16 protein-coding genes and 1 pseudogene are annotated in these 19,369 nt (G+C 59.8%); 9 read left to right on the forward strand and 8 right to left on the reverse strand.

Annotation, left to right across the window (positions count from 1 at the left end; all coding sequences use genetic code 11):
- Window positions 1-21: 21 nt before the first annotated feature.
- Entirely contained in the window at window positions 22-729 is a 708-nt protein-coding gene (locus ACYZT8_RS18920) for a YebC/PmpR family DNA-binding transcriptional regulator (protein ID WP_007946909.1), read from the reverse strand.
- Between the two features lie 231 nt (window positions 730-960).
- Here ACYZT8_RS18920 and ACYZT8_RS18925 point away from each other — a divergent pair, with 231 nt between their 5' ends.
- The gene (locus tag ACYZT8_RS18925; RefSeq protein WP_461974986.1) at window positions 961-2,289 is read left to right on the forward strand and encodes a type VI secretion system Vgr family protein; all 1,329 of its coding nucleotides are present in this window, start codon (window positions 961-963) and stop codon (window positions 2,287-2,289) included.
- Window positions 2,290-2,367: 78 nt separating this feature from the next.
- On the opposite strand, the pseudogene ACYZT8_RS18930 reads toward ACYZT8_RS18925, so the two are convergent.
- Together ACYZT8_RS18930 and ACYZT8_RS18935 are read right to left on the reverse strand one after the other, a co-directional pair.
- A pseudogene (locus ACYZT8_RS18930) lies at window positions 2,368-2,472 on the reverse strand (hypothetical protein); the annotation flags it as partial.
- A 170-nt stretch (window positions 2,473-2,642) separates the two neighbouring features.
- Window positions 2,643-3,506: a LysR substrate-binding domain-containing protein gene (locus ACYZT8_RS18935; RefSeq protein ID WP_461974988.1), complete on the reverse strand. Its 864-nt coding sequence runs from the start codon at window positions 3,504-3,506 to the stop codon at window positions 2,643-2,645.
- A 115-nt stretch (window positions 3,507-3,621) separates the two neighbouring features.
- On the opposite strand from ACYZT8_RS18935, the gene ACYZT8_RS18940 reads away from it, so the two are divergent.
- The 3 genes from ACYZT8_RS18940 (at window position 3,622) to ACYZT8_RS18950 (ending at window position 6,488) form a co-directional block, all read left to right on the forward strand.
- Window positions 3,622-4,731 carry a 2-aminoethylphosphonate--pyruvate transaminase gene (locus tag ACYZT8_RS18940; RefSeq protein ID WP_461974990.1) on the forward strand — a complete coding sequence of 370 codons (1,110 nt, stop codon included), beginning with the start codon at window positions 3,622-3,624 and terminating at the stop codon, window positions 4,729-4,731.
- Between the two features lie 194 nt (window positions 4,732-4,925).
- Window positions 4,926-5,753 (forward strand): phosphonoacetaldehyde hydrolase, encoded by an 828-nt coding sequence (gene phnX, locus ACYZT8_RS18945; protein ID WP_461974992.1) that lies wholly within the window; start codon window positions 4,926-4,928, stop codon window positions 5,751-5,753.
- Window positions 5,754-5,939: 186 nt separating this feature from the next.
- Entirely contained in the window at window positions 5,940-6,488 is a 549-nt protein-coding gene (locus ACYZT8_RS18950) for a cytochrome b (RefSeq protein WP_461974994.1), read from the forward strand.
- A 184-nt stretch (window positions 6,489-6,672) separates the two neighbouring features.
- On the opposite strand, the gene ACYZT8_RS18955 is transcribed toward ACYZT8_RS18950, so the two are convergent.
- From ACYZT8_RS18955 to ACYZT8_RS18965, 3 genes are all read right to left on the reverse strand, one after another.
- A complete protein-coding gene (locus ACYZT8_RS18955) occupies window positions 6,673-7,599 on the reverse strand; it encodes a 1-aminocyclopropane-1-carboxylate deaminase/D-cysteine desulfhydrase (RefSeq protein ID WP_461982547.1) in 927 nt (308 codons plus the stop codon).
- 170 nt (window positions 7,600-7,769) lie between these two features.
- The gene (locus tag ACYZT8_RS18960; protein WP_461974996.1) at window positions 7,770-9,809 is read right to left on the reverse strand and encodes an oxidoreductase; all 2,040 of its coding nucleotides are present in this window, start codon (window positions 9,807-9,809) and stop codon (window positions 7,770-7,772) included.
- Between the two features lie 278 nt (window positions 9,810-10,087).
- A complete protein-coding gene (locus ACYZT8_RS18965) occupies window positions 10,088-11,017 on the reverse strand; it encodes a LysR family transcriptional regulator (protein ID WP_461974998.1) in 930 nt (309 codons plus the stop codon).
- Between the two features lie 227 nt (window positions 11,018-11,244).
- On the opposite strand from ACYZT8_RS18965, the gene ACYZT8_RS18970 reads away from it, so the two are divergent.
- The 5 genes from ACYZT8_RS18970 (at window position 11,245) to ACYZT8_RS18990 (ending at window position 16,017) form a co-directional block, all read left to right on the forward strand.
- Window positions 11,245-12,213, forward strand: coding sequence for a TauD/TfdA family dioxygenase (locus ACYZT8_RS18970; RefSeq protein ID WP_461975000.1), 969 nt, complete (start codon window positions 11,245-11,247; stop codon window positions 12,211-12,213).
- A gap of 4 nt (window positions 12,214-12,217) precedes the next feature.
- Entirely contained in the window at window positions 12,218-12,976 is a 759-nt protein-coding gene (locus tag ACYZT8_RS18975; RefSeq protein ID WP_461975002.1) for a sulfite exporter TauE/SafE family protein, read from the forward strand.
- A gap of 15 nt (window positions 12,977-12,991) precedes the next feature.
- Window positions 12,992-13,471 carry a YbaK/prolyl-tRNA synthetase associated domain-containing protein gene (locus ACYZT8_RS18980; protein ID WP_461975004.1) on the forward strand — a complete coding sequence of 160 codons (480 nt, stop codon included), beginning with the start codon at window positions 12,992-12,994 and terminating at the stop codon, window positions 13,469-13,471.
- A 371-nt stretch (window positions 13,472-13,842) separates the two neighbouring features.
- Entirely contained in the window at window positions 13,843-14,973 is a 1,131-nt protein-coding gene (locus ACYZT8_RS18985; RefSeq protein ID WP_461975006.1) for a carbon-nitrogen hydrolase family protein, read from the forward strand.
- Window positions 14,974-14,976: 3 nt separating this feature from the next.
- A complete protein-coding gene (locus ACYZT8_RS18990) occupies window positions 14,977-16,017 on the forward strand; it encodes an AraC family transcriptional regulator (protein WP_461975008.1) in 1,041 nt (346 codons plus the stop codon).
- A gap of 349 nt (window positions 16,018-16,366) precedes the next feature.
- Here the strand turns inward: ACYZT8_RS18990 and ACYZT8_RS18995 are convergent, their stop codons facing one another.
- Window positions 16,367-17,197, reverse strand: a complete 831-nt coding sequence (locus ACYZT8_RS18995) for a DUF2242 domain-containing protein (RefSeq protein ID WP_461975010.1) — start codon at window positions 17,195-17,197, stop codon at window positions 16,367-16,369.
- Window positions 17,198-17,425: 228 nt separating this feature from the next.
- The gene (locus ACYZT8_RS19000; RefSeq protein ID WP_461975011.1) at window positions 17,426-19,297 is read right to left on the reverse strand and encodes a SurA N-terminal domain-containing protein; all 1,872 of its coding nucleotides are present in this window, start codon (window positions 19,295-19,297) and stop codon (window positions 17,426-17,428) included.
- Window positions 19,298-19,369: the final 72 nt, after the last annotated feature.

Here is a 19,369-nt window from a genome sequence, read left to right on the forward strand (position 1 = left end):
TCAACATAAGTCTGAAGAGGCTTAACCGGCCAAACCAACAAACATATCCTGCACATCATCATGGTTATCCAGGCCTTCCAGGAACGCCTCGACTTCAGCCATCTGCTCGTCACTCAAACCGGTCACTGGGTTTTTCGGCTGATAACCCAGCTTGGCCGACAACACGGTAAAACCTTGCTCAGGCAGCGCCTTCTGAACGGCGTCCAAGTCCGCAGGCTCGGTCAGGAACAGGGTCGTGCCCTCTTCTTCACCTGGCTCGAAATCCTGGGCACCGGCTTCAATCGCGGCCATTTCCGGATCGGCGTCAGGGCTGTCCGGGGACGCTTCGATCATGCCCACATGGTTGAAGTCCCACGCCACCGAACCGGAAGCGCCCAATTGGCCCTTGCGGAAGGCCACGCGGATTTCAGCGACGGTGCGGTTGATGTTGTCAGTCACGCATTCAACGATCAGCGGCACCTGATGCGGAGCGAAGCCTTCGTAGGTCACGCGATGGTACTGCACGGTTTCGCCCAACAGGCCCGCGCCTTTCTTGATCGCGCGATCCAGGGTTTCCTTGGGCATCGAGGCTTTCTTGGCCTGCTCGACCACCAGGCGCAGGTGTGCGTTGGTGGCCGTATCGGCACCGTTGCGCGCAGCAATGGTGATTTCTTTTACCAGTTTGCCGAAGATCTTGCCCTTGGCGTTAGATGCCGCTTCTTTGTGTTTAACCTTCCACTGTGCGCCCATTACTCACTCTCTTATCTGTGGCGCCGAGACATCTATTGGCCGACGCTTTGCGCAAGTTTATACGGCCTAAAGTTGGCAATCGACCAAAAATTCCACCCGGTTCACCGGCATGACCAATCGACATCTTCACCAGCAGTTGTAGGGCGATTCTGAAAAGTCGATTTGCGGTGACTATAAAGGCCCATGGTTTCGTACCCTCTGCGCCCATATTCCATGGCAGAAGCGCGTTCGATGCACAACGACAAGGAAAGTCCCTTTACCCTGACCCTCCTGGACAGTGGTTTGAGTCTGCAGGTGTTGCAGTTCAATGGCCGGGAAAGTCTCAACCAGCCCTATCGTTTCGAGATCGAAGTGATCGGCCTGGCACCGGCCATGAACCTCGAGCAGTTGCTGCAGCAACCGGCGTTCCTGAGCCTGGGGGATGAGACCGGCATTCATGGCCTCCTGCACAGCGCCAGTCGCGAGTATCGTGGCCCGCTCCGAGTCGGCTACCACTTGGTATTGGTGCCCTGGCTTTTACACCTGGACCGGCACCCTTGCCGTCGGGTCTTTCATCAACTCGGCGTGCCCGCCATCCTGCGCCAGCTGCTCGCAGAAAATGCGATCTCCGAAGACAGCGTCCGTTTTGAACTGCCAAACGGGCGCTACCCGGTGCGACCGTTCTGCATTCAGTTTGATGAGACCGACCTGGCGTTCCTGCAACGGCTCTGCGAAGAAGAAGGCATCCACTATCACTTCGAACATCAGCGCGACGGCCACGTGCTGGTGCTGGCGGATGACAGCCTGAGCTTCCCCCAGGAACCGCTGCTGATGCCGTTTTACGACGAGTCCCCCCATCGCAGCGACGCGCCGGTGATCAGTGAATTATTCCAGCGTCACGCCACGCCTCCGATCACCGCATCGCCTGCGCCGCAACAGCTCGAGCGTGAGCAATCGAGTCGTCGATCACTCGAACGCCTGCGCTGCCGACACCGGCAGATACAAGGGCAAAGCAATCACAGTGATCTGCGCAGTGGATGCATCGTGCAAGTGTCGGAACATCCGATCCCGAACTTCAACGATCAGTGGCTGCTGACCGAGATCCGGCATCAGGGCCAACAGCCGTCGATTCTTGCCGAGGACACCTTCGACATGACCCGGCGTTACAGCAATCAGTTCAGCGCCATTCCGTGGTCCACGGTGTTTCGCCCCGCGCTCACGCAGGCCAGACCGAGTATTCCGGGTTATCAGACGGCGCGAGTGCTGGGCCCGCTCGGGCAGCCGGCGGTGCTGGATGCACAAGGGCGGATAGAAGTACGGTTGTGGCCCACCGCGCAGGCCGATGACGATCAATCCAGCGGCCTTTGGCTACCCGTGGCCCTCGCCGCGCCGGACGGTCGGATCGATCTGTCCTGGCTGCCGCTCGGCGGCACCGACGTGCTGATCAGTTTTCTCGACAGCGACCCGGATCGCCCAGTGCTGTGTGCGGCTTCGAGCAACCCGCCAGCGCCTCGAATCGCTCGCCAGCCACGCGGCGATGGCCGCTTGCTGCTCGATTGGCTGGTCAACCGTCAGGACTGATCAGCCCTTGTCAGCCTTGTCAGCCTTGTCAGCCTTGTCAGCCTTGTCAGCCTTGTCAGCCTTGTCAGCCTTGTCAGCCTTGTCAGCCTTGTCTGAGGCGGCCGAGAACCTGGCTAGATGCACGTCCAGATGCCTTGGCCGGTACCGTGAATGCTCTGCGCGCTCCTTGCGGCAGATGGCGTTGTGCTTGTGCGAACAGCGTTCGCGGCGGGTGGTGGCGACGAGCCTTGTGTAGGCAGGGCCGGCCCCTTCGCGGGCAAGCCCGCTCCCACAGGGATTTATGTTGGCCACAGATTTTGTATACGACGCAAAATCTGTGGGAGTGAGCCTGCTCGCGATGCAGACGCCTCGGTTTACCTGACTGGCGCCAACTCGAAAAACGCCCGAATCAAACGCAAATCCCGCCGCCGTTCCATACACCCGATCATGTGCCGATTGACCAACCCTTCACCCAGAATCGGCACCGCCGCTACCCGCGGGTCATGACTGACTTCCACCGACGACACCACCCCGACACCCAACTCCGCCGCCACCGCCTCGGTCACCGCCTCGCGACTGTCCAGTTCCAGCAACACCCGAGGATTGACCGACGCAATCGCGCAAGCCTCGTCGAACGTACGTCGGGTAATCGAATTCGGCTCACGCAATACCATGATCACCTGATCCAGCTCCTTGAGCTTCACGCCCTTGGACGCCTTGGCCCAGGGATGACTTTCAGGCACCAGCGCGCAAATCCGTGATTCGTTCAACGCTTGCAGGTGCAAGCCTTTGCGCGGCTCGACTTCAGTCAGCACCGCCACGTCGGCATGTTCGGACAACAACGCCGCCAGCGTTTCCTGAGCATTGCCCAACCGCAGATTCACGGTGATTCCCGGATACCGCGCCCGCAAACTGGCCAGCATCGGCATCACCATGTGCGGTCCGTCCGCTGCCACTTCCAGGCGCCCGGTCAGCAACTGTCGATTCGCTTCCAGCAGCACCTGCGCTTCCTCGGCGAGGCCGAACATTGCCCGGGTGATCGCCGCCAGCTTGGTGCCCTCCTCCGTCAGTTCCACGCGTCGCGCGGTGCGACGCAGCAAGGTGATTTGGTAGCGCTCCTCCAGGGCCTTGATGTGCCCGGTGACCGCCGGTTGGCTGATGAACAGCCGCTCGGCGGCGCGGGTGAAGCTGCCTTCGCGGGCCACCGCGTCGAACGCTCGAAGCTGGAACAGGTTCATGGATAACTCTCACTGATGGCTGGCATAACAACAAACAATTTGATTGATAGCACCCGAAATTGCAATTTATGTCCCGTAGCGTCATCCCACAGAGAGCTTTTGCGAGGACACAAGAATGAGCACTGCCGAGCCAATCCTGCTCACCCCCGGCCCACTGACCACATCGGCCCGCACCCGTCAGGCGATGATGGTCGACTGGGGTTCATGGGATGACCGCTTCAATCAACTGACCGCCAGCCTGTGCGAACAATTGCTGACGATCATCAACGGCGGCGACAGCCACCACTGCGTACCCCTTCAAGGCAGCGGCACCTTCGCCGTCGAAGCAGCCATCGGCACCCTGGTGCCCCGCGACGGCAAAGTACTGGTGCTGATCAACGGCGCCTACGGCAAACGCCTGGCGAAAATCTGCGAAGTGCTCGGCCGCTCCTTCAGCACCTTCGAAACCGCCGAAGACGAACCGACCACCGCCGCCGACGTCGACCGTCTGTTGCGCGCCGATGCGAGCATCACCCACGTCGCGTTGATTCACTGCGAAACCAGCACCGGCATCCTCAACCCGCTGCCGGAAATCGCCCACGTCATCGCGCAACACGGCAAACGCTTGATCATCGACGCCATGAGCTCGTTCGGCGCGTTGCCGATCGACGCACAACAGGTACCCTTCGACGCGCTGATCGCCGCTTCGGGCAAATGCCTGGAAGGCGTGCCGGGCATGGGTTTCGTCTTCGCTCGCAAAGACGCGCTGGCCAACGCGGCCGGCAACTCGCACTCCCTGGCGATGGATTTGTTCGACCAGCACACCTACATGGCCAAGACCGGCCAATGGCGCTTCACGCCGCCGACCCACGTGGTCGCCGCGTTGCACGAAGCCTTGCTGCAATACAACGAAGAAGGCGGTTTGCCGGCGCGGCATCAGCGCTACGCCAACAACTGCCAGGTGCTGCTCGATGACATGGCCAAACTCGGCTTGCGCAGTTTCCTGCCTGCCGCGATCCAGGCGCCGATCATCGTCACTTTCCACGCGCCGAAGGATCCGCGTTACCAGTTCAAGGAATTCTACGAACGGGTCAAGGCCAAGGGTTTCATCCTCTACCCCGGCAAACTGACCCAGGTCGACACCTTCCGCGTCGGCTGCATCGGACACGTCAACCAGGCCGAGATGCACGCGGCCGTGGCGGCGGTGGCCGAAGTGCTCCGCGAAATGGAAGTCCTCGAAATCTAAACCACACCGACTTGTAGCAGCTGTCGAGCTGCGCGAGGCTGCGTACGGCTGCGGAGCAGTCGTAAAACCATCCACCTCGGTGTTTCAGGTGGACCGCGTTGTCAGGGTTTACGACTGCTCCGCAGCCGAACGCAGCCTCGCAGGCTCGGCAGCTGCTACAGGGATCACCATTCCCAATACAGGATTTGATCACCATGAATTACGCAAACCCAACCAAACTCCAGGCCGCCATCCTCGACTGGGCCGGCACCGTGGTCGACTTCGGCTCGTTCGCGCCAACGCAGATTTTTGTCGAAGCCTTCGCCGAGTTCGACGTCCAGGTCTCCATCGAGGAAGCCCGCGGGCCGATGGGCATGGGCAAGTGGGACCACATTCGCACCTTGTGCAATCAGCCGGAAGTCGCCGAGCGCTATCGTGCCGTGTTCGGCCGCACACCGACTGACGATGACGTCACCGCGATCTACAAGCGCTTCATGCCGTTGCAAATCGAGAAAATCGCCGAGCACTCGGCACTGATTCCGGGCGCACTCGACACCATCGCCAACCTGCGTCAGCAAGGGATCAAGATCGGTTCCTGCTCCGGTTACCCGAAGCAGGTCATGGACAAGGTGGTCGAACTGGCCGCCACCAACGGTTACGTCGCCGATCACGTGGTCGCCACCGACGAAGTGCCTAACGGCCGCCCATGGCCGGCTCAGGCACTGGCGAACGTGATTGCGCTGGGCATCGACGATGTCGCGGCCTGCGTGAAGATCGATGACACCGTGCCGGGCATTCTCGAAGGTCGTCGTGCCGGCATGTGGACCGTGGCGCTGATCTGCTCGGGCAACGCGCTGGGTCTGGACTACGAAGGCTTCCGCGCCCTCGGCAGCGACCAACTCGACAGTGAACGCAAACGCATCCACGCGATGTTCGAAGGCTCGCGGCCGCACTACATGATCGACACCATCACCGATTTGCCGGAAGTGATCGCCGACATCAACAAGCGTCTGGCCAAGGGTGAGATGCCGCAAAGCAGTTGATAACGACATTGCCCCCTAACAAAGCGCCAGCTCCGTTACGGAACTGGCGCGTTTTTTAGCAATCACTTGAGCCAGAGCATTGAACGCCCCAATTGCCACAGGCAAATCCACCAAAGCGGATTACAGTTAGAGAACACCGTCGAACAAGAACGGTGGGCTTTAGACCTGACCTGTGAGGAACACCGTATGCCGTGGAAGAATTCCGACTCACGCTACAGCACCGTGTCGATCGCGCTGCATTGGTTGATGCTGGTTTTGCTGGCGCTGGTTTACGCCTGCATCGAATTTCGCGGGGTCTTTCCCAAGGGCAGCGGTGGCCGGACGTTGATCGTTGAATCGCACTTCATGCTCGGCTTGACGGTCTTCGTGCTGGTCTGGTTGCGGTTGTTCGCGCGCAGCCTGGGCCCGGCACCACAGATCTTTCCGGCCTCGCCCCACTGGCAGACCGTGCTGGCCAGACTGATGCATTGGGCGTTGTATATTTTCATGATCGCGATGCCGATTCTCGGATGGCTAGTGACCAGCGCCAAGGGTCATCAGGTGATGTTTTACGGCTTTGATCTGCCGTTGCTTATCTCGGAGGACAAGGTGCTGGCCAAACAAATCGAGGGCTGGCATGTGTTGGGCGGCACGATCGGGTATTGGCTGATCGGCCTGCACGCGGTGGCGGGGATTTATCACCATTATGTGGTGGGCGATAACACGCTGCTGCGGATGATGCCCAAGCGTGGGTGAAACGCCATGCGAAAGTTGCGGGGCCAGTGATCATTTGTGGCGAGGGAGCTTGCTCCCGCTGGACTGCGGAGCGGTCCCAAAATCTTCGCATGCGGCCTGTCAGATTCGATTTTATTGTCGGAGTGGGGACGCTCCGCGGCCCAGCGGGAGCAAGCTCCCTCGCCACAAAAAGCCCATTCGCACTCTAGGTTTTTGGGCTGAACCCACGGCGGCCCTGCAAGCCGCCGGTGTGGATGAAGATCAGGCGCGTGCCCTTTTCGAATCTTCCAGCCTCGACTTGTTGCTTGAGCATCAGCAAAGCCTTACCCGTGTACAGCGGTTCGAGGGGGACACCCGTGACCTGTTCGGTCTGGTCGATGAAGTCGAGTAGCAGCGGATCGACTTTGGCAAAGCCGCCACGGCTGGCGTCGAACAGTTCATAAGCCGATTCCTGCAAACCCGCCTCTCGTACAATCGATTCAACCTGCTGCGCCACGCCATGATCGTCTGGCACCGCCAACGCACCATACACCGGATGTTCGCCCGCCTCGGCCAGCGCCAGGCCCGCCAGGGTCGTGCCGGTTCCGCAGGCCAGCCACCAGCCGTCGTAGTCGCTCCAACCGAGGCTGCCCAGTTGATCGAGGACCATTGGTTTCAACTGCATGCAGCCTCGCGCACCACGCAGACCGCCGCCACCTTCGGGCACTGGACACAGGTCCGGATACTGCGCCTGCCACGGCTGCCAGAAACCCGGTTGGTGTCGCGCGCGATAGCCGCCATAACCCAACCAGTGCAACTGCATGCCGAACGCTTGCAAGTCCTTCACCGTCGGCGTTTCTTGCGGATGACCGCGCAGCAGGCCGACAGTGGTGAAACCGAAGCGTTTGCCCGCCGCGGCCAGTGCGTGCAGGTGATTGGAATGGGCACCGCCGAGGCTGATGAGGCCTTGGGCTCCGGTTTGGTCAGCGGCTTCGAGGTGTTCGATGAGCTTGAACCACTTGTTGCCGCTGATCAGTGGGTCGATCTGGTCGAGGCGCAGGATGGCGACTTCGATGCCGGCCGAGGTGAGCCAGTCGAGGTGAAGGGGTTCGAGTGGGGCTTGGGGTAACCAATCGGTTGGAGGGGAAAGCATGGGCGTCTGATTGTGCTCGGAAAGAGCCAGCATTCTAGTCGCTCATAGGCAGCCATCGCGAGCAAGCTCGCTCCCACAGGGTCTTGTATCGGTCACAAAATTTGTGAACAACACAGAACCTGTGGGAGCGGGCTTGCCCGCGATGGCCATTGGCAGATTTGGCCTGCTAATTACAACTCGGCAGCCAACCGCGAACCCTGATTGATCGCGCGCTTGGCATCCAGCTCCGCCGCCACGTCCGCGCCACCGATCAAATGCACGTTCTGCCCCGCGGCCACCAAACCTTCCTGCAACTCACGCAATGGATCCTGCCCGGCGCAGATAACGATGTTGTCCACCGGCAGCACCTGCGGCTCACCGGTTTCGCCGATGCGGATGTGCAGGCCTTCGTCGTCGATTTTCAGGTACTCGACGCTGTTGAGCATCTGCACCTGCTTGTTCTTCAGACCGGTGCGATGAATCCAGCCGGTGGTCTTGCCCAGGCCGTCACCGACCTTGGATTTCTTGCGTTGCAGCAAGAACACCTCGCGAGCCGGTGCATGCGGTTCAGCCTTGATGCCGGCGACACCGCCGCGCGCTTCCAGACGCGTATCAATGCCCCATTCCTTCCAGAACGCTTCGCGGTCCAGACTGGTGGCCACGCCTTGGTGAACGAGGAATTCCGACACGTCGAAACCGATACCGCCCGCACCAATCACCGCTACGCGTTTGCCCACCGGCTTACGCTCCAGAATCACGTCCAGGTAGCTCAATACTTTGGCGTTTTCAACGCCAGGAATCGCTGGGGTTCTTGGGGCGATGCCGGTGGCCAGGATGATTTCGTCGTAACCGCCCTCAACCAGTTTTGCCACGTCGACACGGGTGTTCAGGCACACCTCGACATTGGTGGTCTGCAGCTTACGGTTGAAATAGCGCAGGGTTTCAAAGAACTCTTCCTTGCCCGGTACGCGCTTGGCAACGTTGAACTGACCGCCAATTTCGCTGGCCGAATCAAACAGCGTCACCGCGTGACCACGTTCAGCCGCCACCGTTGCAGCGGACAGGCCCGCAGGACCGGCACCGACCACGGCGATTTTCTTGATCTGCTGCACCGGCAGGTAATTGAGTTCGGTTTCATGGCAAGCGCGCGGGTTCACCAGGCAACTGGTCAACTTGCCGCCGAAGGTGTGATCCAGGCACGCCTGGTTGCAACCGATGCAGGTGTTGATTTCATCGCCACGGCCAGCGGCTGCCTTGTTGACGAAGTCCGGGTCGGCGAGGAACGGCCGCGCCATGGAGACCATGTCGGCGTCGCCTTCGGCCAGAATCTGCTCGGCCACTTCCGGGGTGTTGATACGGTTGGTGGTGATCAGCGGAATGTTCACCGAGCCACGCAGCTTGGCGGTGACTTTGCTGAACGCCGCACGCGGTACTTTGGTGGCGATGGTCGGAATCCGCGCCTCATGCCAGCCAATGCCGGTGTTGATGATCGTCGCACCGGCCTGCTCGATGGCTTTGGCCAGGGTCACGATTTCTTCCCAGGTGCTGCCGCCTTCCACCAGATCGAGCATCGACAGGCGGAAGATGATGATGAAGTTCGGGCCTGTGGCTTCGCGTACACGACGGACGATTTCCACCGGCAGGCGCATACGGTTTTCGTAGCTGCCGCCCCAACGGTCGGTGCGGTGATTGGTGTGGGCGGCGAGGAACTGGTTAATGAAATAACCTTCCGAGCCCATGATCTCGACGCCGTCGTACTCGGCTTTTTGCGCCAGGGTCGAACAGGTGACGAAATCGCTGATCTGCTTCTCGATGCCTTCCTCGTCCAGCTCTTTAGGTTTGAACGGGTTGATCGGCGCCTGAATGGCACTCGGCGCGACTTGTTTCGGGCTGTAGGCATAACGACCGGCGTGGAGGATCTGCATGCAGATCTTGCCGCCCGCCTCGTGCACCGCGCGGGTCACGATCTGGTGCTTGAGCGCTTCTTCCTCGGTGGTCAGTTTGGCCGCACCGGAATACACCCCGCCCTCATCGTTCGGGCCAATGCCGCCAGTAACCATCAGGCCAACACCGCCGCGAGCACGCTCGGCGAAGTACGCCGCCATGCGTTCGAAACCGCCGGGCTTCTCCTCAAGACCGGTGTGCATCGACCCCATCAAGGTGCGGTTGCGCAGCGTGGTAAAACCCAGGTCCAGCGGGGCCAACAGGTGCGGGTAATGAGCGGCGGCCATTTGTAACTCCACATCGAGCGATCACGGAAAAAGTGCAGGAGCTCTTCGGCTCCTGTCAGTCATGTTGGACAGACTAAGAGTCGCGCCCTTGTCACTCAATGACCGAAACTGACAACTTATTGATCCAAATGTGCAGCGCCCGCCGCAGGCACTCATCGTTCAGCCTGGACTGAGTGCCATAATCCAGGGAGGCCATTACTGAGGAAAGCGCAGGCAGGGAGTAGTGTGACCAGGGCAAAAATACTGGCATTCAAGAACTGACCACGGCTGGCAGCCACCTAGAGCGTCAGTGCATGCTTTCGATCAAGGCTCTCGCCAAAGCCACGGATCACCTCCAATAACGACTTCACTCGCAGCGGCAGATTCCCCGCCGGGTACACCGCGTGCATCTGCGGGCTCTCACCGCCGCTGGAGGTGAGCGTGTACTCGGGACAGACCCGAAGCAGGCGCCCCGCTTCCACTTCGGGCTCCGCCAGCCAGTCCGCCAGGCGGGCGATCCCCATGCCCGTCAGGGCCGCCTGGAACACCGCCACACCGGAGCTGAAACGAAACTTCGGATGAACCCGAAAGCTGATGGCCTGCTCCTCACTGCGAAAGTTCCAGTCTTTGAGAATCCGGGGTGCCGTATGCAGGATCAGCGAGTGTGCCTCCAACGCCTCGATGGAATCAGGCATCCCGCGCCGCTCCAGATACCCGGGGCTGGCATACAGATAACGTGAATAATTCCAGAGCGGATAGCCGATCAACTCACTGGATTGCGGAAACGCCCCGCGAATCGAGAAGTCCAGCTTACTCTTGGCCGGGTCGATGGTCTCATCGGTGAAAATCACATCGACGTTTACCTCTGGATAGCGCTCGCAGTACTGCGCGATCAACCGGGGCAATACCCCATGTCCGAGAAACTCGGGGGCGGAAAAACGGATCCAGCCGTAGGCCAGGCCGCTGAGACCGGCCAAGTCTTCATCCGCCTCACGTTGCAGATCCAGCATTTTATAAGCGTGGGGCAGCAAGCGCTCACCCGCCTCGGTCAAGCTCACGGCATTGGACGAACGATTGAACAACTTGATCCCGACACTTTCCTCCAGGGCCTGAACGGCACGGGTCAGCGAGCTGGGGGAACGCCCCAGCGTTCGTGCCGCCGCGATGAAGCTGCGCTTGCGAGCTACCGTCGCGAACGCTTCAAACTCCCCCAGCATATCCAGCGCCATTCACCACCTCATTGCAGATTTCACAACGTGGCATTGCAACATAAAACCCTCCCTTCCGTTAGCCTTCCCTTTCAACCCACAAGGAAGTAGGCAAACAGGAGCAAAAGGACGTGTCAAATCTGGATGAAATAGTTGGGAAATCCGCGGACCGTATCGGTGAAGAAATTCGTCAACGGCCGGGGAAAAAATCAGCGACTTCGATCCGACAGGAGATAGCGCAAATTCATGTGTCGTTCGAAGAACAGCGCACTCTTCAAGCCGGCCTGGCATCGCTGGCCGTGACCGACAGCGCCTCGGGCATCCGCCGCATGCCGGCTTTGGGGCAGTTGCTGGAGCGCGCCCTGTGCGCCGAAAAAATCCAGCGGCTGCGCAACTTTCCCCAGGCCCGCGAGGTGGCGATGATCGTCAGGGGGCTGCCACTGGACCCGCAACTGCCCGCTACACCCTACGACATGAAGCCGGGTATCGAGGACCTGTCGGTTCTGGCCGGAGCTATCCTGTCCGTGCTGCAAACCCTGCAAACCCGTCCGGTGGCGTACGAGGGTGAAAACGACGACACGGTGTTCCGCCACGTATCGCCCAAGCACAAGCGAGAGACTGAAAAGAGCTCCTATGGCTCGCGTATGGACCTGGGCATGCATGTCGACAATCCTCACCTGCCTTTGACCTGCGAACCCGTCTCGCAGTTGTCGGCCTGTCCGGAATACCTGTCCCTGACCGGTCTACGTTGCGAGCTCGGTGTGCCGACGCGCATCGTCGCCATTGGCGACGTGCTGGCCATGCTGCCAGCCTCTGTCGAAGAAGAATTGTCACGACCGCACTTCGCCATTCGCCGACCGGCCTCCTTCGGCAAACAGGGTAATGTGCTGGAAAACGTCCCCCTGCTGTACAGAAGCGCAACCGGTAGCCTGTATTGCCGCTACAACAAGGCCAGTGTCTCAGCGACCTGCGCCAACGCGCAGTTTGCCCTGCAACTGTTCGCCGCCGCCGCCAATCATCCCGATGTCGTGCACCACATTTTGCTGCAACCGGGGGACATGCTGATCTTCAAGAATCAGAAAACCCTGCATGCCCGGGACGGTTTTACTCCCCGCTACGACGGCCACGACCGCTGGATGCTGCGCGTCTTCGGGGTCAACGACCCGGCACGCGTGGTGCCGCTGGCTCCTGACCAACCCTTCATCGTCAGGGCCTGATTTCATGGTCGATATTGTCATCCTTTGCGTGTTCGCCTTCGCCGCCGGCCTCATCGATGCGGCGGTGGGCGGCGGCGGACTGATCCAGATACCCGCGCTGTTCAACGTGCTGCCCACGGCACAGCCAGCGGCGCTGCTGGGTACCAACAAGGTCGCGGCAGGCTTCGGCACCGCATTCGCGGCCCGGTCCTTCGTGCACAAGGTGGTGATCGACTGGGGTCTGGTGATCCCCGCCGCCTGTGCGGCCTTTGTGATGGCCTTCTTCGGAGCGGCCACGGTGTCGTACGTGCCTCAGTCGGTGATCCGGCCGGCGGTGCTGGTGTTGATCGTGCTGATGGCGATCTACACCTTTTGGAAAAAGGACTTCGGCACCCTGCACAAACCCATGCGTATCGGTACCCGGGAGAAATTGCTGGCGATTGTCATCGGCGGCGCGATCGGTTTCTACGACGGACTGTTCGGTCCCGGCACCGGCAGCTTCCTGATCTTCCTGTTTATCCGCTGCTTCGCCTTTGACTTCTTGCATGCCTCGGCGTCAGCCAAACTGGTGAACATCGCGACCAACGTAGCGGCGCTGATATTCTTCATTCCAACGGGCAATGTGCTCTACCTGATCGCCATCCCCATGGCGGCATTCAACATCCTGGGCGCGCTGACCGGTACCTGGCTGGCGGTTCATAAAGGTGTGCCCTTTGTTCGAGCCCTGTTCCTGGTGTTGCTGGTGATCCTGATCAGCAAACTGTCCTACGACTTGCTCCTGTAAACCTGAGGAAACTACATGCATCCCATGTTCGATCGCCTGGTGGCGCTACTCGATGCCCGCGCAGCCTCCTACCGGGTTTTGATGCACGATGCCGAGGGCCAGTCGGCGCGGGTCGCCGAAATCCGTGGCACCGAGCCCGGTCAAGGCGCGAAGGCCATGCTCTGCTCGCTCAAGGGTCAGTCTGAACCGTATGCCCTGTTGATACTGCCAGGGGACCAGAAGCTCGACATGAAGAAGGTCGGAGCGGCCCTGGGCGGAAAAAAAGCCGAGTTGGTGAAAGCCGAAACCGTCATGGAACTGACCGGATGCCGCATCGGCGCCATCCCTCCTTTCGTCTTCGATGAACGGATTCAATTGATCGTCGACCCGGCCCTGACCACAGGCTACGGCGAAATCGCCTTCAACGCCGGTCGGCTGGATGCGTCGATGGTGCTCGATACGCGGGATTATCTGGCGATTGCCAAGCCTCGGTTGCTGGATATCACACAAGACTGAGCGCAGCTACTGCCTGGGGAGTGCCGCTCAACAGGCTGAACGCAGTCCCTGTGGGATTCTGGCTTGCCAACGAAGCTTTATGTCGATCATAAAGGCCTCTTCGCCGGCAAGCCCTGTTCCGCAGGGACAGCACGCACAAATCGAGCTTCGCCAGCGACAGCTCCCACCCCACCCACCCGATGGCGCCCGCGCCTATAAACTGGTAGACAAATACCAGCCTGAATGCTGGGGCAATTATCTACTTGATTCTGGAAGACAGATTTTTTAAACCAAGAGGTGATCCTATCCCCAACGCATTGTTTTGCCGTAGTCTCGTCCCAGCTCTGCTCGCAAAAGCCATACCCCTGCACTAAGGCCATTGACTGTTTTCCATGCGCAAACTTCTGTACCTGACTTTCTCCATGGCATTGATTGCCGCCCTAACGACCTACGCCATGTGGGCCGCGGATCGTCCGGCGGGTCATTACCTGTCGGACCTGCGGATCAATCTCGCGGTCGATCAAGGCACACCCGCTGATCGCGGAAACCTGCTGGGCATCCAGCCCGAGCTGTTCCCCACCGACTATCAAAGCCCCGAACGCCTGCACCGCAAGCTAGCCGCCTATTTGCAGAAAGCCCAGGACCAGGGCTTGCTGAATGACAAGACCATCGTCGTGCTGCCCGAACACATCGGCACCTGGCTGATGGTCAGCGGCGAGAAAGATGAGCTGTACCAGGCGACCACATTGAAGGAAGCGATGAACTGGCTGGCGGTGAGTAATCCCGTGCAGTTCGTCCGTGCACTGATCAGCGCCAAGGGCGACAGTCGCCTCGACGACGCCCACTTGCGGATGAAGGCCAAAGGCATGGCCAAGGATTATCAGGCACTGTTCGGCGGGCTGGCGAAGGAGTTCCACGTGACCCTGGTGGCCGGCACGATTGTGTTGCCCGAGCCGAGCATCATCGACGGTTCGCTGAAAGTCGGCCACGGCGCGTTGTACAACAGCAGCGTGGTGTTCGGTCGTGATGGGCTGCCGGTCGGCCAGCCGCAACGCCAGATGCATCCAGTGTTTGCTGAACAAGACGTTATCGAAGCCAATGGCGAGCATACGCTCAACGTCGTCGACACCCCGGCAGGACGCCTGGGCGTGCTGATCGGCAGCGACAGTTGGTACCCGGACAATTACCGCAAACTTGACGCACAGGGCGCCCATCTGGTGGCTGTCCCCGCGTATGTCGTCGGGCGTGACACCTGGGACAAACCGTGGCGTGGTTACAAGGGTTTGTCGACGCCTGGCTCGGTCAGTCTCAAGGCTGGTGAGCTCAGTGAAGGCCAGGCTTGGCATCGTCTGACGCTGACCGGCCAACCGCCGAGCAGCCAGGCGATTGCCGGCATGAGCGTGTTTCTGCGCGGTCAGTTCTGGGACAAGGGCAGCGCGGGTCAAAGTTTTCTCAGCAACAACGGGCAACAGTTCGCCGACGGCAATGCCCGTGGCGCGCGTTTGCTGAACCTCTGGTTATAAACCATGAAACCGCTGCCGATGCGCCTCGGGGATCTGTCGGTAGGCTTTGTTCATAGCCTGGCCGACGCCGTGCGCAGCCATGGCATGGATCCGCAGCCTCTGCTTGAGCAATACGGCCTCGATGCAGCGCGCCTGGCCGAAGCGGGGGCCCGGCTGTCGATCCCGCGCTACATGCGCCTGGGTCACGGGGCCATTCAACTCACCGAAGACCCGGCGCTGGGTTTGCGCATGGGCCAGCTCAGTCGCCTGAGTCAGGCCGGCCTGGCGGGAGTCACCGCCGCTCAGGCACCGACGGTTCGAGAAGCGGCGCGTTGCCTGATTCGATTCGAAGCCTTGTATGGCTCCAACTATCGGGGCCAGTCGAGTTTCCACGAAGACGCTCAGGGCGCATGGCTGCGGTTCTACTCCATCAGCCCTTACAACGCCTACAACCGCTTCGTGGTGGATTCGATCATCGCCGGGTGGTTGCACCAATTGTCCAGCGTGAGCCCTGCCCCGCTTCGCGCAGAGCGGATCGAGATCGAGTTCTGCGAGCCGGATTACCGTGAGGCGTATGCGGTGCTGGGCGATTGTCCGATGCAATTTGGCGCCGAACAGAATCAGCTGCGCCTGAGTCTGGCCAGCCTCGCCCAACGCAACCCGGAGCATTGCCCGAGCACCTGGCGACACTTGCTGCAACTCTGTGAACGGGAACTGGAGCAACTGACACGCACCCGCAGCCTGCGTGAACGCATCACTCAGTTGCTGGGGCCGTTACTCAATGGTGGCCGGGAACCCGACCTGGAAGAAGTGGCGGCACGCCTGAAGCTGCCGACCTGGACTTTGCGTCGCAAACTCGCCGAGGAAGGCACGCAGTTTCGCGCCATTCTCAACGACACTCGCCGCGACCTGGCCATGACCTACATTCGCGACACTGAACTGGCGTTCGGTGAAATCGCCTACCTGCTGGGTTTTGCCTCAGCCGAAGCCTTCCAGCGAGCCTTCAAACGCTGGAACGGCCAGACACCCGGCGAGTTTCGCCGCAGTCATCGCCAATCCGCGTGATGCTTACAGCTCTGTAGCGTCTTCCGCTGGTTCCAAGGGGTCCAGTTCAAACGCCTGATACTCGAGCAGCTCTTCTTGATAATCGTCCATTGTGAAATCCCCCTGTCGCTCGTTAAAAAAATGCCTGAATAAATGACCCACGCCCTGAGCATAAAGTGCCCGCGTGAAAGAAAAATGACGCAGGCGCACCGCTCAGCGGCTACTTATAAAACGTAGCAGGCGATCAGGAATTTATCACAGGATTTTTTCGACAGAGGCTGTAGGACTACAGCCCGGGTTGACGCGGATCAATTTAAAACCATCACGGGATCGGTGTTGTCTCACTCGATCCCGTTGCGTCAGGCGCCCATTACTGGCGGGTGACGGGCATCGCCGGAATCGGCTCGGTCGGTGGAGGCAGGTTCGATTGGGCCGGTGGCGTGACAGTTTCCGTGGACGTCGCCGGTTCGGGGTTTCCGGCAGGGGTAATCGGCGCAGTTTCTGGCGGTGGTGCGACAGGCTCCGAGGCGGCTGGTGCTGGTGCCGGTTCAGCCGCAGGCGCTGGCTCGGCAGCAGGTGTCGGCGTCGGCGCCAAAGGCGCTGGAGCAGCCTTGACCTCAGGCACGCCCAGGTCAGTTTTAGGCTTCTCGACGATGTGCGCAGCCTTCTTCGCTTCCGGCGGCAGGAACAACTCGACCAGCGCAAAGAAACGCTCGTAGAACTTGGCCGACGAGACGGTTTCGCTGGCAACCTTGACCATCGAATCGTCGGACGAGCCGATCGGCATCGATACCGAGCCCAACACGCCCACACCCACGCTGGCGGAGTTGTTGGTCTTCTTCAGTGCATAACGGTCCTGCAGGGCGTTGGCGAACATGGTCGCATGATGGCCCTCACTGCCGTCATCGGCACAGACCACACTGAAGCTGATCTCCATGTGGGTCTCGCCGGTCTGCTGGAAGCTTTTGTGTCCGCTGACCAATTTCGGGTCGGCGCTGGTAATGATGTAGCCCTGGCTGAGCAACGCCCGACGGGCGGCTTCGCACGTCTGCGCATCAGTCACCGGGTAATTGCGCGAAAACGTCCCGGAGTCATCGAAGTTCTCATGCTCATAGATGGGGGTTTTCTTCGACGAGCAGCCGGCAACAGCGGCCAGCAACAGCGCCAGCCCGGCAACACGCATGGGAATTGATTTAAACATTGAACATCCTGAGGAAAACAGTCCGGGGCGTATTGTGCAACAGATCGATGCTTAGCGGAGCATCGATTAGTGTCTTAAAACATTTACATGTTTACTGACTGTCGTTTATGGGAAAAGTCGTACGGCAAATACGCAGGCGACGGATATCCAACCGTGTTTTCTCTGCACCCATAAAAAACCCCGGCCTTTCGGCCGGGGTCTTTGTGTAGCGGGCCACTCAGTCGAGCATCAGAAACGCTTGATCTCGGCCTGGCTTTCCAGCTGTTTGCGGTAGGCCGCAAAGTCCTGCTGGCCAATGCGCGAGGCGAGGAAGCGACGGTATTGAGCCTTCTCTTCGTCGGTCGGCGCTGCGGCTTCGTTCACGCCGTTCAGGCGCACGATCACCAGGCTACCATCGGCCAGGGTCACGCTGTTGAAGGTCGGCTTGTCCTTGGCGGTCGGCTTCGGCATGCGGAACAGCGCTTGCAGCACAGTTGGGTCAATCCCTTCCTGAGCGCGAGTAGCAGCTTCAGTCACTTTCCAGTTCTGACCGTCAATCGCCTTGTTCAGCGGGGTCTTGCCATCGCGCAGGCTGGCGATCAACTCATCAGCCTTGGTCTTGGCGGCAGCACTGGCGTGCTCCTTGGCCAACTGCGCACGAATGCTGGCATTCACGCTTTCAAGCGGCAGTTGAGCAGGCTTCAAGTGCTCCTTTGCGCGCAGCACAATCACGGTTTCCGGATCCAGCTCGATGGCGGTGCTGTTAGCACCTTCGTCCAGCACTTCAGGACTGAATGCAGCAGTGACCACGGCACGGTTGGCCGAAACACCCTCGCCACCCTCGCGGCCAAACGGCTTGGAGGTGTGAACAGTCAATTTCAGGTCTTGCGCCGGTTGGGCCAGGTCGGAAGATTCGAACGAAGAGTCTTCCAGTTGCTTGGTCGCTTCGACAAAACGCTGCTCGACCTGCTGGGTTTTCAGTTCGCGGGTCAGCTTGTCTTTCAGGCTGGCAAGCGTCGGAACTTCCGGTGCTTCAACGCCCAACAGTTTGATCAAGTGGAAGCCGAAGTCGGTGCGAACCGGCGCCGACACCTGGTCCTTGGCCAACGCATACAGCGCTGTTTCGAACGCTGGATCGTAGACACCAGGGCCTGCGTAGCCCAAGTCACCGCCGTTGTTCGCCGAACCTGGATCCTGGGAGAATTCCTTGGCCAGCGCCTCGAATTTCTCGCCTTTGGCCAGACGCGCCTGAACTTCTTCGATCTTCGCCTTGGCTTGTGCCTCGGTCACCTTGTCGTTCACTTCGATCAGAATGTGCGCAGCCCGGCGTTGCTCGGACAGGTTGGCGATTTCTTTCTGATACGCCGCCTGCAGGTCTTCGTCCTTGACGGCGACCTGATCAAAGAAGGAAGACTTCTTCAATTCGAGGTAATCGATGACGACCTGATCCGGCGTCATGAATTCCTTGGCGTGTTCGTCGTAATAGGCCTTGACCTCATCGTCAGTCAGCTTCACCGCTGCCGGGTCAACCTTGACGTTCAGGGTAGCGAAATCGCGGGTCTGTTTTTCCAGACGGGCGAAGGCCAGAACCTGTGCATCGGTGACAAAACCGCTACCCGCCAGACCAGCACGGAGCTGACCGATCAGCATTTCCTGAGCCAGCATCTGGCGGAATTGCATGCGGCTGTAGCCAAGTTGACGAATCACCTGGTCGAAACGCTCTGGACTGAATTTGCCGTCGACCTGGAATTCAGGCGTTTGCAGGATCACTTGGTCCAAAGCCGCTTCGGAGAAAGCGAATTTCGATTTTTCTGCGCCTTGCAGCAGCAGTTTGCGGTCGATCAAGCCTTTGAGGGCCGATTCGCGCAGCATTTTTTCGTCGAGCAAGGAAGCGTCGAAATCCTTGCCCAGCTGTTGCATGAGCTGACGGCGTTGCATATCGACCGCCTGGCTCAGCTCGTTCTGGCTGATTTCTTCGCCGTTGACCTTGGCCGCGTCATTACGACTGGTCGTGGCCTGAAAAATGGCGTCGAAACCGGTCAAAGCCATCAGTGCAACGATGACTCCGATAATGGTCTTGGCAATCCAGCCTTGTGAATTGTCCCTGATATTCTGCAGCATGCGTCCCCCAGAAACGGTTGAACTTCAAAATTAGGCAACCGTGGAGCGTGGGTAGAATCCGGATAGAAGAAA

This window comes from Pseudomonas sp. LB3P93 (assembly GCF_054898025.1).

Excerpts from the sequence above, each read along its gene's own strand:
- phnX (WP_461974992.1), top strand. The coding sequence starts at position 4,926 with ATGAATTACGCAAACCCAACCAAACTCCAGGCCGCCATCCTCGACTGG.
- ACYZT8_RS18990 (WP_461975008.1), top strand. The coding sequence starts at position 14,977 with ATGAAACCGCTGCCGATGCGCCTCGGGGATCTGTCGGTAGGCTTTGTT.
- ACYZT8_RS18925 (WP_461974986.1), top strand. The coding sequence starts at position 961 with ATGCACAACGACAAGGAAAGTCCCTTTACCCTGACCCTCCTGGACAGT.
- ACYZT8_RS18950 (WP_461974994.1), top strand. The coding sequence starts at position 5,940 with ATGCCGTGGAAGAATTCCGACTCACGCTACAGCACCGTGTCGATCGCG.
- ACYZT8_RS18995 (WP_461975010.1), bottom strand. The coding sequence starts at position 17,197 with ATGTTTAAATCAATTCCCATGCGTGTTGCCGGGCTGGCGCTGTTGCTG.
- ACYZT8_RS18975 (WP_461975002.1), top strand. The coding sequence starts at position 12,218 with ATGGTCGATATTGTCATCCTTTGCGTGTTCGCCTTCGCCGCCGGCCTC.
- ACYZT8_RS18965 (WP_461974998.1), bottom strand. The coding sequence starts at position 11,017 with ATGGCGCTGGATATGCTGGGGGAGTTTGAAGCGTTCGCGACGGTAGCT.
- ACYZT8_RS18960 (WP_461974996.1), bottom strand. The coding sequence starts at position 9,809 with ATGGCCGCCGCTCATTACCCGCACCTGTTGGCCCCGCTGGACCTGGGT.
- ACYZT8_RS18985 (WP_461975006.1), top strand. The coding sequence starts at position 13,843 with ATGCGCAAACTTCTGTACCTGACTTTCTCCATGGCATTGATTGCCGCC.
- ACYZT8_RS18920 (WP_007946909.1), bottom strand. The coding sequence starts at position 729 with ATGGGCGCACAGTGGAAGGTTAAACACAAAGAAGCGGCATCTAACGCC.
- ACYZT8_RS18980 (WP_461975004.1), top strand. The coding sequence starts at position 12,992 with ATGCATCCCATGTTCGATCGCCTGGTGGCGCTACTCGATGCCCGCGCA.
- ACYZT8_RS18935 (WP_461974988.1), bottom strand. The coding sequence starts at position 3,506 with ATGAACCTGTTCCAGCTTCGAGCGTTCGACGCGGTGGCCCGCGAAGGC.
- ACYZT8_RS19000 (WP_461975011.1), bottom strand. The coding sequence starts at position 19,297 with ATGCTGCAGAATATCAGGGACAATTCACAAGGCTGGATTGCCAAGACC.
- ACYZT8_RS18940 (WP_461974990.1), top strand. The coding sequence starts at position 3,622 with ATGAGCACTGCCGAGCCAATCCTGCTCACCCCCGGCCCACTGACCACA.
- ACYZT8_RS18955 (WP_461982547.1), bottom strand. The coding sequence starts at position 7,599 with ATGCTTTCCCCTCCAACCGATTGGTTACCCCAAGCCCCACTCGAACCC.